Below are 13,795 nucleotides of genomic sequence, written 5' to 3'. Positions count from 1 at the left end.
GGACTCGCTACGATCAGCGGATGGACCCCGACGAGCATGGCTCCCCCCAAGCCGGCCCCGCGTCCGTGCGCGTCGACGTGTGGCTCTGGGCCGTGCGCATCTTCAAGACGCGCAGCGCCGCCACAGCCGCCTGCAAGGCCGGGCACGTGAAGATCGACGGCGACCGGGCGAAGCCCGCCCAGCGCATCCACGTCGGCGACGAGGTTCGCGTGCGCACCGATCGTGATCGGATCCTCGTCGCGCAGCAGCTGCTCAAGAAGCGCGTGGGCGCACCGATCGCGGCGAAGGCGCTCATCGACAACTCACCGCCGCCTCCCCCGCGCGAGTTCGCGGCGCCCATCGCGTTCCGCGACCGAGGTGCCGGCAGGCCGACGAAGCGCGAGCGCCGCGAGATCGATCGCATCCGCGGGCGCGACATCGAACCGGAGCCCTGGGACGCGGAGGACTGAGCCGGCGGCCGACGCGTGTCGGCCGCCCGCGGATGGTCCGAACCAGGCTCCGGCGGGACGAAGCTCCCGTCGGGAACGTCGAGTCCTACGCCGTGATGGCGTTGCGCTCCCCCGCTCGCACCGGCACCGTCAGGCGGTTGTCTGCGGCGGGCGTGGGGCAGACGAACTGGTCGCTGAAGGCGCACGGCGGGAGGTACGCGCGATTGAAGTCGATCGTGGTCGTCCCGTCGGCCTCCGGCGCCGGGACGGTGAGGAACCGGAACCGGTAGCTCTCGTCGCCGCTGGTCGCATCCGCGAAGACGACCTGCAGTCCAGCCTCTGCGTGGTCGGCGTCGATCGAGAACCGGGCTCCGCCGAGCGTGAAGTCGAGCTTCCCGCCGAGGTCCTTCCTGGACACGTAGCCGTCGGCCTGGAGCACATCGACCTGCTCGGTCGACGGTCGGAAGGTGGCGGAGACGACGTAGTCGTCACCGGGCGCGTAGCTGTCGATGCCGAGCAGCGCCGCGCGTCCGGGCGCGGCCGGGTCCAGCACGCGAAGCGCGCGCTGGTCGTCGCGAGCGAAGGCCCGAAGGATGCGCTCGCCGTCGCGGAGCTCCTCGCCCGCGGTGAGCGTGACCCGATCTCCGACTGCCTCACCGGATGCATCCGTGTATCCGCTCGAGGCGAGGCCAGTGCCGACGATGGCCCCGTCCTCGATCGTCCAGGCGCCCGATACGGTGTCGAGCTCGAGCTCGACGCCGTCGGCGAGCCAGTTCGTGGCGACGAGTGCCGCCGGCCCATACGGGGCTCGGACCGCGCGTTCACGACTGTCGTGCCAGGCCGCCCAGCGCTTGCCGAACTGGTCTCCGGTGGTGGTGCTCTGCTGCGTGCTCATGCTGCTCCCGATCCTGGTTCTCTCTGCTGATGTCGCCGACAAGTCTCAAGGTACTCAGCGCGACGGCGTCGTTCTCGCGAAATGACACGGCGTTCGTCCTCGGGCGCGAGAAGGCCCCCACGAACGGATTCGAGGTGTACGGCCCGACGGCGAACCGTCGCGGATGCGCCGTGCCGTCGCCCCGCACGATGCGCGAGTCAGCGCGCCGCACCTCGATGACGCCGGTGGCGAGGCTGCCCTCCGGCGTGGCCGCGATCCGCTCGCGCCCCTCGCCGGATGCTATGAGCTGGCGCAGGGCGTCGTTGTCGGTGTGCGCGACGTCGGAGTCCGGGAGCCAGGCGTCGATGAGCGCGCGGGCCGAGACCTCCTGCTCGAGCGTGCTCCCCGTCGCGTGGAACACCCCGGTCTCCTCGTCTTCCCAGACCCGGAGGTCGCCTCCGAGGAAGTGCACGACACCGGCCTCGCTGAGCGCGAGGAGCTCGTCGAGGCGGTGCCCTGGTGGGCCGGAGGCGACGTAGCTGAAGAAGCCCTTCCACCAGACGCGCACGTCGCCTGCGAGGGAAGCTGGTGACCAGTTGGGCGCGTCCTGGAACTCGACGAAGGTCATGAACGAGAAGAGCAGCGCCAGGAAGAGCCCCTGGCTCTCGCTGTGCTCCTGCCGGTTCCTGCGCCGCAGGTCCTCGCGAATGTACTCGTGCAGCGAGGCCGAGACCGACCCGACGTCCGTGGCGACGGCACCGCGGAGGGGGTGGTCGAAGGTCTCGATGTCGAGTTCGTCGCTGGGGTCGACGAGCGCCGCGACGACCGCGTCGTGGAGCTCCGGAGACTGCGCGCCGAGACGGTCGAGGTCAGCCCGGAACTCGACCCAGGAGATGCGGACGCGCTCCGGGTGGCCCGTGAACAGCTCCCGGTAGTAGCCGTGGAGCATCTCCTTCGCGAGCAGCGGCCAGAAGTGCGTGCGGAAGTCGAGGATCTCGTGCCGCGCGACGACCTCCCGTGCGATGTCCGGCGTGAAGTACCGCGTCTCGAAGGGCTCTCCCTGCAGCACGCTGGTGACCTTCGAGTGGTAGGGGACACCGCGCCTGGAGCCGACGAGGATGCGCGGCTCGCGTCCTGAGGGAAGGTACGTCAGACGTCCCTCGTCCGCGCTCGGCACGAACGTTCCGCCCCGCCCCTCGGTGAGCAGCACGAGCAGGTCCACGGCGGCGAGTCCGAGCCCGCGGACGATGACGGGCTCCCCCGCTCGAACGGCGCTGAAGTCGGCGTCCGCCGTGAACGAGGGCGGCACGTACGCGAGCTCGTGGCGTGCCGCGAAGTCGCTGTGCTCGGCGGTCCTCGTCCCTTCATGCACTCGCGTTCCCGAGTGGCCCAGGGCGTAGACGACCACGTCGACCGTGAGCCCGTCACCCGTATCGAGCTCGACCCGCTGGGAGCCGTTCTCGAGCGTCGTGACGCCCGTCACCTGCGCGGTGTGCACCAGCACGGTCAGCCCTTCCGGCGCGGCGTCTGCGGCCTGCTCGAAGAACCAGCCGAGATACCGGCCCTGGAGCCGCCTGGTGGGGAAGCTCGCGGGACCCAGTGCCCGGATCTCCGCGGCGAGCTGCGGGTCTTCCGCGTCGAGCTCGTACCCGGGCAGGGCGCCGCGCGTCGCGAGCTGCGCCCACTCGACCAGCGATGGGCCCTCTCGGATTGGCCCCTCGATGGTGCTCGTGTCGTCGGTGAACATCGTGACGTCGGCCGCGAGCGAGTTGAGCTTGAGGAGCCCGGACTGCGCGTCGCGCCAGATGCGCCCGGCGCCCGGCGGGTGCGGGTCGATGAGGTGCACGACCAGCTGACCGGTGGCGTCGGCGTCGTAGTTGGCGACGATGCGCTCGAGCAGTCCGGCGCCGCGCGGGCCCGCGCCGAGCACGGCGATGCAGCGCGCCCCCTTGCTGCTGTCGCTGTCGATGAGCCTGGCGGCGGAGGTCATGCGATGGCCTCCAGGACGCGCTCGGTGGGCCGCCCGCCCGGGATCGCGTCGACGAGCGCCCGCGTGTAGTCGTTGGTGCTGCGCTCGAAGACCTCGTCGACCGTGCCCTCCTCGAGCAGCTCTCCCCCGCGGAGCACGCCGACCCTGTCCGCGATCTGCCTCACGACGCCGAGGTCGTGGGTGATGAAGAGGTAGCTCAGCGAGTGCTCTGCCTGGAGGTCGACGAGCAGTTGCAGGATCTGCGCCTGCACGGAGACGTCGAGCGCCGACACCGCCTCGTCGAGCACGATGAGCTCCGGTTTGAGCGCGAGCGCCCTGGCGATGGCGACGCGCTGGCGCTGCCCACCGGAGAGCTGCGTGGAGCGCCGCTCGGCGAAGCTCGCGGGCAGCGCGACGTCGTCGAGCAGTTCGAGCACGCGTGCCCGCCGTGAGGCCTTGTCGCCGACGCCGAAGGCGCGCAGCGGTTGCTCGATGGACTCGGCGACGGTGAAGCGCGGGTCGAGGGAGGAGTACGGATCCTGGTGCACCAGTCCCGTCCTACGCCGGAATGCCCTGAGCGCGCCGCCTCGTGCTCCGGCGACCTCGACGCCGTCGAGGCGGATGCTGCCCTGGTCTGGCCGTTCGAGCAGCAGCGCGAGTCGCGCCGTCGTGCTCTTGCCTGAGCCCGATTCTCCGACGAGCGCGTAGCTCTCGCCGCGCGCGATCGAGAACGCGACGTCCTTCGTCGCATCCACGCGCGCCCCGCCGGGCAGCCGGAAGGTCTTGCTGAGGCCGGAGACCTCGAGCACTGGCCTGCTTCGGTCGATCGCGAGGGCGCCCTGCGCCGGCGCGAGCCGGGTCGAGGTCCTCGTCGGCGCGGCCGCGACGAGTCGCTTCGTATACGGATGCTGTGGGTCCTCGAGCACCTGCGCGGCAGGTCCCGCTTCGACGATCACGCCGTGCTGCATGACCAGGATGCGGTCCGCACGGTCGGCGGCGACGCCGAGGTCGTGGGTGATGAAGAGCACCGACGTGGAGGCGACGGCGGCGCGTTCCGCGATGAGGTCGAGGATCTGTCGCTGCACGGTCACGTCGAGGGCGCTGGTCGGCTCGTCCGCGATGATGAGGCCCGGTGAGGCGGCGAGCGCCGCCGCGATGAGGACACGCTGCCGCATGCCGCCGGAGAACTGGTGCGGGTACTGGGCTGCTCGCTTCGCAGCGTCCGGGATGCCCGCATCCGCCAGCAGCTCGACGGCTCGCGCGCGCGCATCCTTCTTCGTCGCGAGGCCGTGGATGAGCAGCACTTCGGCGACCTGCGAGCCGACCGTCTGCAGCGGGTTGAGTGACGCGGAGGGGTCCTGCGGGATGAGGCCGATGCGTGCGCCGCGCACGGCGCGCCACTCGAGCGGGGTGAGGGCGGTGAGGTCGAGCCCGTCGTAGCGGAGCGCGTCCGCGCGGACGTCGGTGCTCGACGGGAGGAGGTCGACGATGGACTTCGCGACGCTCGTCTTGCCGGAGCCGGACTCGCCGACGATCGCGACCTGCTCGCCCGGGTAGACGTCGAAGGAGACACCGGCGACGGCGAGCGTCGTGGCCCCCTTGTAGGCGAGCCGGAGGCCGCGCACGGAGAGCAGGGGCCCGGCGGGAGCTTCGCTGGGGACGGGTGACTGCGTTGACGTCATGAGCGGTCTCCTCGGTCTTGGAGCCAGCGGGAGAGGCGGGCGGTGGAGAGCACGACGGCGACGATCAAGAGGCCGGGCAGCGTCGTGAGCCACCAGGCGGCCTGCAGGTAGTCGCGTCCCTCGGAGATGAGCGCGCCCCACTCGGGCTGGGGCGGCGGGGCGCCGAAGCCGAGGAAGCTGAGCGCGGAGATGGCGAGCACCGCTGCGCCGAACTCGATGGCGGCGAGGGCGAGCACCGGGGTGATCGCGGCGGGCAGCACCTGGCGGAAGATGATGCTGGGCCAGCGGGCGCCGGACAGCTTCGCCGCTTCGATGTACCCGGCCGTCGCGACCGAGAGCACCTGCGAGCGCATGATGCGCGCGAAGGCCGCGGTCGAGGCGAGGCCGACCGCGATGGCGATGTTGAGCGTCCCGAAGCCGAGCCCCGTGATGATGGTGAGCGAGAGCAGCAGCGCCGGGATCGCGAGGATGACGTCCATGAACCGCATGATCGCCTCGTCGACGAGCCCGCGAAGGTAGCCTGCGAGGAGGCCGAGGAGCGCGCCGGTGCCGAGGGCGATGACCACGGCGAGGCCGGAGGCCAAGAGGGTGGTCTGCGATCCGTAGATGAAGCGAGCGAGGGTGTCCCGGCCGAGGTTGTCCGTACCGAAGGGGTGCGTGGCGCTCGGCGGCTGCAGGCGGTCGAGGAGGGTTCCGTTGACGGCGTCGTACGGCGTGAAGACGGACGGGATGATCGCCCAGGCGATGACCGTGGCGAGCACGACGAGCGCGAGGATGAGGGACGGGAGGCGCAGGAGGCCGCTGAAGCGTGCGAACGACGACGGCTTGACCGGCTCCGGCACCGGCTGCGGCGTCCGCTCGGCGGTCCCGTGCCCTCGCCCTTCCGGGTTGTCGCGGATATCCGGGTTGTCGAGGCCGCTGGGTGCGACGTAGCGTTCCGTGCGGCTGAGCGGGGTGACGCCCGGCACGGTCTCGAGAAGAGCCTGGCTCATGCTGGGACCCCCTTCTTGCGTGCGTCGGCTGGTTCGCTCGGGGCGAGCCCGGGTGTCAGCGTCGGCGTCGTGCGGCGCCTCGATGAGGGTCGCTGCTGTCTGGTGGAATGCGTCAGGCGCGGGTCGATGAGCGGGTAGAGCGCGTCGACGATGAGGTTGGTCACGACGAACACGACCGCGGCGAAGACGACGGCGATCATGACGAGCGGGATATCGCGGTTCGCGACGGCGGTCACGATCATGCGGCCGACGCCGTCGCGGGAGAAGACGGTCTCGGTGACGACGGTGCCGGCGAGGAGCTGGCCCACGAGCACACCGCCGATCGTGAGGGTCGGAAGGGCTGCGTTGCGAAGAGCGTGGCGGACGAGGATGCGCGTGTCGCCCGCGCCCTTCGCCTTGGCCTGCTCGATGAACGGACGCGCGAGCGTCTCGTGGAGGCTGCGCGTCAGCACCTGCGCGAGGTAGGCCCCCGTCGGGATGGACAGCGTGAGCGCGGGCAGGATGAGCCCCACGAATCCGGTGCTCCCGAAGGCGGGCACCCAGCCGAGCTGGAAGGAGAAGACCTGCAGGAGGAGCAGGCCCAGCCAGAACGTCGGGACGGCGATGGCGAGCGACGGCAGCGATTGGAGGATGCCGCGCAGCCAGGTTGATCGGACGAGGTTGCTGACGATCGCGAGGCCGACGCCGCCGACGACGGAGAGGACAAGCGCCGCCCCGGCGAGCGTCGCCGTGGACGGGAGGGCACGGGCAAGCACCTCGGTCGCGGGAATGCCGTTCTGCACGGAGCTTCCGAAGTCGAGGACGAGCGCGCCGCCGAGGGCCGCGAGGTACTGCTCGTGGAACGGGGCGTCGAGCCCGAGCTCCGCTCGCAGCGCCTCGACGGCCGCAGGATCGGCCGCGCCCTCACCTCCGCCGGCCGCGGCCACTGCGGCCGCGTCACCGGGGAGCAGGTAGAGCAGGAGGAACGACAGCGTGAAGGCCGCCCAGAGGACCAGGATCCCCAGGGCGAGCCTGGCGGCGAAGTAGCGGACCATGAACTACTCCGCGGCCTTCCAGGCTGCCGAGAAGTCGAGCCGGCTGGAGGCTTCGAACTGCGTGCCCTGGACTCCGGGTGCCTGGACGAGGTTCGTCGAGAGCTGGATGACGGGAACCGCGTAGCCCTCCTCGAGCAGCTGCGTGACGGCGGCGTCGACCGAGGTCTGGCGCGCATCCGCGTCGATGACGGCTGCCTGCGAGTTGAGGACCTCGTCGATCGGGCCCACCTCGCGGTAGTTGTACTTGTTGCCGCCCTCGGCTGAGAAGAAGATGCGGAGCGCGTCTGGGTCGGCTCGCGTGATGTTGGCCCAGGTGAACGGCTGCGTGCCGTCGTTGATGGCGGTGACGTCGGCAATGGGCGCCTCGCGGAGCTGCAGGTCGATGCCGACGGCCGCCAGCTGCACCTGCACCTGCTCGAGCACGTTCGTCGTCGGCTGCCAGTAGGCGAGCTCGAAGCTCAGCTTCTGCCCGTCCTTCTCGCGCACGCCGTCCGCTCCTTCGGTCCAGCCCGCCTCGTCGAGCAGCTTGGCGGCTTCCTCGGTGTTGAACTCGAGGATGTCGCTCTTGTCGCTGTAGTACGGGGTCGACGTTGCGAGCACGCTGGTCGCCGGGCTGTCCTCCGGCGTCAGGAGCGCGAGGAGCTCCTCGCGGTTGATGCTCTTCTGCACGGCGAGACGCACCTTCTCGTCCGACAGGATCGGATGAGATGCGTTCGGGATGAGGTTGTACACGACACCGGGGTTCGCGCGGTTCTCGACGCTTGCTCCTGCGCTCTTGAGCGGGTCGAGGTCGACGAAGGACACGTCGGTCGACACGTCGAGCTGGCCGGACTGGAGCGAGCCGGTGAGCGTCGATGCCTCGGGGATGACGGAGTACGTGATGGTGTCGAGGTACGGGCGCCCGGTGTTGCCCGTCGTGGATGCTCCCCAGGCGTAATCCTCACGCGCTGAGAGCACCGTCTCGGCGTTCGGCGTGTAGGACTCGACGGAGAAGGGGCCGGAGCCGACGAGGTCGCCGGCGCAGCGATCCTCCTGGCTGAGCTTGCTGCTCTCCGTGGAGACGAGCCCGAGCGTGAAGGTCGAGGTCGCCTGCAGGAACTGCGCGGAGGGCTCGGCGAACGTGTAGGTGACGGTCTGCGGGTCAACGACTGTCACCGATTCGAGGCCGGCCAGGTAGAGATTGCCCAGCGGCGACTTCGCGCCGAGCGCCTGGATCCCCTCCGCGTTCGCCTTGACGGCCTCCGCGTCGATGGGGGTTCCGTCGGCGAAGGTCGGGCCTTCGGCGAGGGTGAAGGTGAACTCCTTGGCGTCGTCGGAGATCTCCCACGACTCGGCGAGCCACGGAAGCACCTCACCGGTCTCGACGTCCTGCGTCGTGAGCGACGCGACGGTCTGGCGGGCGATGTTGACGTTGTTGTTGTTGCCGACCTGCGCCGGGTCGATGCATCCGATGTCGCTGAGGATGCCGACGCGGAGGTTGCCGCCCTGCACGGGGTCCGCATCCGCCGCCGGAGTCGCCCCAGACTGCCCGGCGCACGACGCCAGGGCCATCATGCCGACTGCAGCGAGGGCGGCAGCGGAGAGGGATCTGGTCGAGCGGGTCATCTGGACTCCTTCGTGGTGGGGATGTCCAGAGACTAGGAAGACGGCCGCCCGCGGAAGCGGGCGGCCGAAATCTCGAGTACCAGGGGGACACGCGGGGTCACATTCCGCGCGGCGGCCTTCAGGCGAGGAAGGCCGCGAGGTCCTGGAGTTCCTGCGGCGAGATGCCGTGCGCGAGCCCCGGGTAGACCTTCTCCGTCGGGGTGGCGTGGTCCGCGAGCCAGCCCGTGGTGCGCTCGAACGTCTCGTCGCTGATGATCTGGTCCCGGTCTCCGCGGCCGAAGAACACCGGCGGGCGGAGGCGTGCGAGCTCAGCGTCACCGGGTTGCTCGCCCTGGAGGGAGAAGCCGGAGAGCACGGCGCCGCGCGCGAAGCGCTGCGGGTCGCGTCGAAGGAGCTGCGTCACCATGAGCCCGCCCTGGGAGAACCCGATGGGGATGATGCTCGCGGTGGGCGCGGTGTGCTCGTCGAGCCAGGCCGTCACCGCGTCGGTCGCGGCCGCGGCCTGCACCGGGTCCGGCAGTCCAGGACGATCGATGGGGACCCACGCGTAGGAGCCGACCTCGGCGGGCGTCTGCTGGCGGAGGACGAGCGGCGCGCGAAGCGAGGCCCAGGCGAAACGGTCGCCGAGCGACGGGAGCAGGCTGGTGAGGTCGTCCTCGTGCGAGCCGTAGCCGTGCATGAGCAGCAGGATCGGACGGTCGGCCGCATCGTCCTGGAGGCTTCCCCCGGCGGAGGTGAGGGCCGTCGTGATGGCGAGGTGGCTCACGCGGCGACCGCCTGGTCGCGTGTTCGGAGCACCACTTCGGAGCGCCACGGGTCCAGCACGGTGATGGAGGCGCCGTCGTCGGCGAACTGCAGGCCTGCGCCGCGCAGCCGCTCGGCGACCGCGTCGAGCTCATCCCGCGCTGGCACCTCGATGGTGAGCTGGCCGAGTCCGAGGGTTGCCGCGCGGGGGCCGGCCCCTGCGCTGTTCCACACGTTGAGAGCGACGTGGTGGTGGTAGCCGCCCGCGCTCACGAAGAGGGCACCCGGATAGGTTGTGGTCGTCTCGAAGCCGAGGGTGTCGACGTAGAACCCCTTGGCGGTGTCGACGTCGCCGACCTGCAGGTGCACGTGGCCCACGTCGGCAGCCGCCGTGTGCGGCGCATCCGCGGTCGCCTCGACGAGGTTGGCGCGCAGGTAGGCGTTCGGGTCCAGGAACTCGGTCGACATGGCGATGCGGCCGGAGGCGTCGAGCCACGTGTCGCGGGGCCGGTCGGTGTAGAGCTCGATGCCGTTGCCCTCTGGATCGGTGAAGTAGAACGCCTCGCTCACGTGGTGGTCGGAGGAGCCGACGAACTGCGAGCGCTGGTGCTGCGCGGCTCGGTAGACGGTCGCGGCGAGGTCGCTCGGCGTCTCGAAGAGGAGCGCGGTGTGGAAGAGTCCCGCGGCACGGCGCGAAGGAATGGGGAGGCCTGGGGTGTGGCGCAGGCGCACGAGCGGCACCCGTCCACGGCCGAGCGTGATCTCGCCGTCGGCCTCGGCCATGGGCTCGAGCGCGAGGGCCGTTCGGTAGTACTCGGATTGCGCGGCGAGGTCGCCGACGTGGAGGGAGACGAGGCCCATGCCGGTGCCTGCGTCGAGCTTGTCGCCGTCTGTTGTCGTCATGCCTGGAACCGTAGCACTCAAAAACTTGCATCTACAAGTAAAAGTCGGGAGAATGGGGCCATGAGCGAACCGAGATGGCTGACCGCAGACGAGCAGCACTCGTGGCTGCACTTCATCGGGGTCGTCGAGCTCCTCCCAGGGGCACTCGACACTCAGCTCGGCAACGACGCCGGCGTCACGCACTACGAGTATCTCGTGATGGCCGTCCTCTCAGAGTCGCCCGGGCGCAGCCTGCGGATGACCGACCTCGCCACACGCACCAACGCGACGCTCCCCCGCCTGTCCAGGGTCGTCCTCGGCCTTGAGCAGCGAGGCTACGTGGAGCGCACGAGCCACCCAGACGATCGACGGGCGAAGATCGCCAAGCTCAGCGACGAGGGGATGTCGTTCCTCGAGGAGACCGCGCCAGGGCACGTCGCCAAGGTGCGCGAGCTCATCGTCGACGCGCTCACCCCGGAGGAGTTCAGCACGCTCGGCCGTCTCTCCCAGAAGCTGCTCGGCCGGATCGACCCAGAGGACCGTTTCGGCGTGCACCGGGTCCCGGCCGAGCCGTCGGCCGCCGACACGGAGCCGCTCGCGCGCCTCGGGATCGGCGCTCCGGCAGCGCGCGCGCTTGCCGAGGCGGGTCAGACGATGCTCGGAGATGTCGCTGGCGCGAGCCGCGAGCACCTCCTGTCGCTGCACGGCGTGGGACCGAGGGCCGTCGGTCTCCTGGAGACCGCGCTCGACGCGCGAGGCCTCGCGCCGCTGCGGCGCTGACATCCGGCCGCCCGCGAAATTCTCATCGCCGCACCCTGACCTTCAGGCCCCGACGGCCCCTCCAGCGCCAAGCAGCCGGCCGCTCGGGGCCTCTGCCGATGGCGGCTCGGATGGCAGGCCGAGGGTTTCCCGCAGGGTCGCACCCGGCGTGTACTCCTCGCGGTAGACGCCGCGCTCCTGCAGCTCGGGAATGACCTCGTCCACGAACCGGTCGAGCCCGTTCGGGATGAGCGAGGGGACGATCACGAAGCCGTCGGCGGCACCACCCTGCACGTAGCGGGAGATCTCTTCGGCGATGTGCGCGCCGGTTCCGACGAACGTGTGGCGCGTGTTGAGCTTCAGCATGAGCTCTCGGACACTGAGCGACTCGCGCTCCGCGATCTCCCGGAACTTCGAGATCTGGGCGCGCTGCTTGGAGAGGTCGTTGGCCTGGCCTGCACGGATGAGCTCGTCACCCGGCTCGAGGTCGGGAAGCGGGCCGTCCGGGTCGACGCCTGACAGGTCCCTCCCCCAGACCTGCTCGAGCATGGCGATCGCCGTCTGCGGGCTGATCTGGGCGAGCGCTTCCGCGCGGGACCGCTCGCGTGCATCCGCCTCGGAGTCACCCACGACGAACGTCGCGGCGGGCATGATGAGGAGCGAGTCCTTCGACCGCCCGACGGCGGGGAGGCGAGACTTGACGTCGTCGAAGAAGCGCTTGCCGTCCTCGAAGGCCGCGTGCAGCGAGAAGATGATCTCGGCGGTCGCGGAGGCGAAGTCGCGCCCGGCCGGTGAGTCGCCGGCCTGCACGATGACCGGGTACCGCTGCGGGCTTCGCGGCACGTTCGAGATGGTCTCGATGTCGAAGTGCTTGCCGACGTGGTTGACGCGGTGCACACCGTCCTGGCGCAGGTACTCCCCTCGGCCGGGGTTCGCGGAAATCGCGTCGGACTCCCAGGAGTCCCAGAGTCGCTTCGAGAGCCGCACGAACTCCTCGGCCCGCTCGTAGCGTTCCGCGTACTCGAGGAAGCCTCCGCGGCGGAAGTTCTGGCCGTGGAAGGCGTCGCTCGAGGTGACGACGTTCCAGCCCGCCCTCCCACCGGAGAGGTGGTCGAGCGTCGCGAGCTGCCGTGCGAGGTCCGCCGGCTCGTTGAAGGTGGAGGAGAGCGTGCCGACGAGGCCGATGTGCGTGGTGAGGCTCGCGAGGGCGGCGAGGATCACGAGCGTGTTGGGGCGACCGACGACGTCGAGCTCGTGGATGCGCCCCTTGTGCTCACGGAGCCGCAGCCCTTCCGCGAGGAAGAGGTAGTCGAACCTGCCGCGCTCCGCTGTCTCAGCGAACGCGCGGAAGGAGGCGAGGTCGATCTGGCTTCCGGCGTCCGGGTCGGTCCAGATGGTCGTGTTGTTGACGCCGGGGAAATGCGCGGCGAGGTGGACCTGCTTGAGCGCTGGGCTGGTCATGCGCGGTGTGCCTTTCGTGCGGATGCCGGCTGTGCGGAGCTCCTGGCATCGCGGGTCGATGCAGCGCCAGCGGTTCCGGGCCTCTCCGCGTGGGAGGCCGCGAACCGGTTGGCCGGACGCGGGACGAGGCCGAACGTCTTGCGCAGGCTCGGCGACTTCTCGCGCGGATTGGGAGGTGCGACGATGCCCCTCGCCTCGAGCATCGGCCGAACGCGGTCGACGAACTCGGCGACGTCGCCGTGGGTGAGCGGGCGGACGCGGACGCCGTCGAGGCCGGCATCCGCGTACTTGGCGATGAGCTCTGCCGTGATGACGTTCGAGCGCACGACGACCCTCGTGTCGCTGCGATACCCGGAGTCGGCGCGGACGCGCTCGTCGAGGGCGCGGAAGTGCTCTTCGGTGGAGCCGTCCTCGTCGCCGAGGAAGATCTCGAGGTCGGCGACGATGCGCAGCGGCTCCCCTGTGCGGCCCACACGCAGCTCGGCGTCCCGGATCGCCGCCACCAGCTCGGCGACCGTCGAGCGACCCGGCGTGATGAACACGACGTCTGCCTGCCGAGCCGCGAAGTCGAACGACTCCTGGGCCTGCGCGAGCGCGAAGACGGGAGGCTGGCCCTGCGGCGAGCGGGGCACGATCGACGGCCCCTTGACGCTGAAGTGCTCCCCCTCGAAATCGGCGTAGTGCAGGCGGTCGGCGTCGATGAAGCGGCCGGTGCTCGCGTCGCGGATGACGGCGTCGTCTTCCCAGCTGTCCCAGAGCCGGCGGATGGCCTCGATGGAGTCGGTGCCCTCGGCGAAGATCGCGTCGAGACCGAGCGAGCTCTTGCGGCCGAAGCTCGCGGCCTCGGCCGCGCTCGCGCTCAGTTTCGCGCGCAGGCCGGCACGGCCGAGGGAGACGAAGTCGAGGGTCTGGATGCTCGTGGCCGCGTGGAAGGGCTCCGCGTGCGTCAGACCGATGGTCGGGACCAGCCCGATGCGCTTCGTGAGCGGCGCGAGCGACGCTGCCAGGAGGGTCGCGTCGAGCGACACCTCGGCGAGGTCGCGGGGGGCCTCCCAGTCCGGTGCGCTCCCCTCGATCTGGTAGGCGTCCTCGAAGGTGACGTAGTCGATGCCGGCTCGCTCGGCGTGCTGCACGAGGTCGCGCCAGTAGCCGAGCTCGGTGAGCCTGGTGCCGTCGCCGCGCGGCAGGACCGTCCAGGCGGCGGGGTGCCAGCCCGCTCCCTGGAGGGCGAGTCCGACCGTGAATCGTCCGGGTCCTTGGCGTCTCGACATGGTGCCTCTCTCACGGGATCGGGGTCCCACGCACGCCGGGGCAGCAGCGCTGACGGTGCGGGGAGTTGCCCGATCGTAGGTCCGCGCGCGGAGC

Annotated in this window: 12 protein-coding genes; 2 read left to right on the top strand and 10 right to left on the bottom strand. The window is 70.5% G+C overall.

Annotated features, from left to right (window positions below; genetic code table 11):
* The first annotated feature begins 20 nt into the window (after positions 1-20).
* Positions 21-449, top strand: coding sequence for an RNA-binding S4 domain-containing protein (locus C5B97_RS09355; RefSeq protein WP_104311823.1), 429 nt, complete (start codon positions 21-23; stop codon positions 447-449).
* 85 nt (positions 450-534) lie between these two features.
* Here C5B97_RS09355 and C5B97_RS09350 read toward each other — a convergent pair whose 3' ends face one another.
* The 8 genes from C5B97_RS09350 to C5B97_RS09315 form a co-directional block, all read right to left on the bottom strand.
* Positions 535-1,323 (bottom strand): DUF1684 domain-containing protein, encoded by a 789-nt coding sequence (locus C5B97_RS09350; protein WP_104311822.1) that lies wholly within the window; start codon positions 1,321-1,323, stop codon positions 535-537.
* Complete coding sequence (locus tag C5B97_RS09345; protein ID WP_219819792.1) at positions 1,250-3,292, bottom strand: FAD/NAD(P)-binding domain-containing protein; 2,043 nt, start codon at positions 3,290-3,292, stop codon at positions 1,250-1,252. Before C5B97_RS09345 ends, C5B97_RS09350 begins: the two co-directional genes overlap by 74 nt.
* Positions 3,289-4,953 (bottom strand): ABC transporter ATP-binding protein, encoded by a 1,665-nt coding sequence (locus tag C5B97_RS09340; RefSeq protein ID WP_104311821.1) that lies wholly within the window; start codon positions 4,951-4,953, stop codon positions 3,289-3,291. The genes C5B97_RS09345 and C5B97_RS09340 overlap by 4 nt, the downstream gene beginning before the upstream one ends.
* Positions 4,950-5,945 (bottom strand): ABC transporter permease, encoded by a 996-nt coding sequence (locus C5B97_RS09335; RefSeq protein ID WP_104311820.1) that lies wholly within the window; start codon positions 5,943-5,945, stop codon positions 4,950-4,952. The genes C5B97_RS09340 and C5B97_RS09335 overlap by 4 nt, the downstream gene beginning before the upstream one ends.
* Positions 5,942-6,979, bottom strand: a complete 1,038-nt coding sequence (locus C5B97_RS09330) for an ABC transporter permease (RefSeq protein ID WP_104311819.1) — start codon at positions 6,977-6,979, stop codon at positions 5,942-5,944. Before C5B97_RS09330 ends, C5B97_RS09335 begins: the two co-directional genes overlap by 4 nt.
* Positions 6,980-6,982: 3 nt before the next feature.
* Positions 6,983-8,584: an ABC transporter substrate-binding protein gene (locus tag C5B97_RS09325; protein ID WP_104311818.1), complete on the bottom strand. Its 1,602-nt coding sequence runs from the start codon at positions 8,582-8,584 to the stop codon at positions 6,983-6,985.
* A 118-nt stretch (positions 8,585-8,702) separates the two neighbouring features.
* Positions 8,703-9,350: an alpha/beta hydrolase gene (locus C5B97_RS09320; RefSeq protein WP_104311817.1), complete on the bottom strand. Its 648-nt coding sequence runs from the start codon at positions 9,348-9,350 to the stop codon at positions 8,703-8,705.
* Entirely contained in the window at positions 9,347-10,231 is an 885-nt protein-coding gene (locus tag C5B97_RS09315; RefSeq protein ID WP_104311816.1) for a VOC family protein, read from the bottom strand. Before C5B97_RS09315 ends, C5B97_RS09320 begins: the two co-directional genes overlap by 4 nt.
* Before the next feature lie 60 nt (positions 10,232-10,291).
* On the opposite strand from C5B97_RS09315, the gene C5B97_RS09310 reads away from it, so the two are divergent.
* Entirely contained in the window at positions 10,292-10,990 is a 699-nt protein-coding gene (locus tag C5B97_RS09310) for a MarR family winged helix-turn-helix transcriptional regulator (RefSeq protein WP_104311815.1), read from the top strand.
* 42 nt (positions 10,991-11,032) lie between these two features.
* On the opposite strand, the gene C5B97_RS09305 is transcribed toward C5B97_RS09310, so the two are convergent.
* Positions 11,033-12,430 (bottom strand): NtaA/DmoA family FMN-dependent monooxygenase, encoded by a 1,398-nt coding sequence (locus tag C5B97_RS09305; RefSeq protein WP_104311814.1) that lies wholly within the window; start codon positions 12,428-12,430, stop codon positions 11,033-11,035.
* On the bottom strand, positions 12,427-13,701 hold the full coding sequence (locus tag C5B97_RS09300; protein ID WP_104311813.1) for an LLM class flavin-dependent oxidoreductase: 1,275 nt from the start codon (positions 13,699-13,701) through the stop codon (positions 12,427-12,429). The genes C5B97_RS09305 and C5B97_RS09300 overlap by 4 nt, the downstream gene beginning before the upstream one ends.
* Between the last annotated feature and the right edge of the window lie 94 nt (positions 13,702-13,795).

Origin of the sequence: Pseudoclavibacter sp. RFBB5 (genome assembly GCF_002931555.1) — a bacterium.
GTDB lineage: Bacteria > Actinomycetota > Actinomycetes > Actinomycetales > Microbacteriaceae > Pseudoclavibacter.
Note: the sequence above shows the minus strand (reverse complement) of the source record. Positions and strands in the feature narration are given on the sequence as shown.

Coding starts and splice junctions, on each gene's coding strand:
- C5B97_RS09325 (WP_104311818.1), bottom strand. CDS start 8,584: ATGACCCGCTCGACCAGATCCCTCTCCGCTGCCGCCCTCGCTGCAGTC.
- C5B97_RS09340 (WP_104311821.1), bottom strand. CDS start 4,953: ATGACGTCAACGCAGTCACCCGTCCCCAGCGAAGCTCCCGCCGGGCCC.
- C5B97_RS09345 (WP_219819792.1), bottom strand. CDS start 3,292: ATGACCTCCGCCGCCAGGCTCATCGACAGCGACAGCAGCAAGGGGGCG.
- C5B97_RS09300 (WP_104311813.1), bottom strand. CDS start 13,701: ATGTCGAGACGCCAAGGACCCGGACGATTCACGGTCGGACTCGCCCTC.
- C5B97_RS09335 (WP_104311820.1), bottom strand. CDS start 5,945: ATGAGCCAGGCTCTTCTCGAGACCGTGCCGGGCGTCACCCCGCTCAGC.
- C5B97_RS09330 (WP_104311819.1), bottom strand. CDS start 6,979: ATGGTCCGCTACTTCGCCGCCAGGCTCGCCCTGGGGATCCTGGTCCTC.
- C5B97_RS09305 (WP_104311814.1), bottom strand. CDS start 12,430: ATGACCAGCCCAGCGCTCAAGCAGGTCCACCTCGCCGCGCATTTCCCC.
- C5B97_RS09350 (WP_104311822.1), bottom strand. CDS start 1,323: ATGAGCACGCAGCAGAGCACCACCACCGGAGACCAGTTCGGCAAGCGC.
- C5B97_RS09315 (WP_104311816.1), bottom strand. CDS start 10,231: ATGACGACAACAGACGGCGACAAGCTCGACGCAGGCACCGGCATGGGC.
- C5B97_RS09355 (WP_104311823.1), top strand. CDS start 21: ATGGACCCCGACGAGCATGGCTCCCCCCAAGCCGGCCCCGCGTCCGTG.
- C5B97_RS09310 (WP_104311815.1), top strand. CDS start 10,292: ATGAGCGAACCGAGATGGCTGACCGCAGACGAGCAGCACTCGTGGCTG.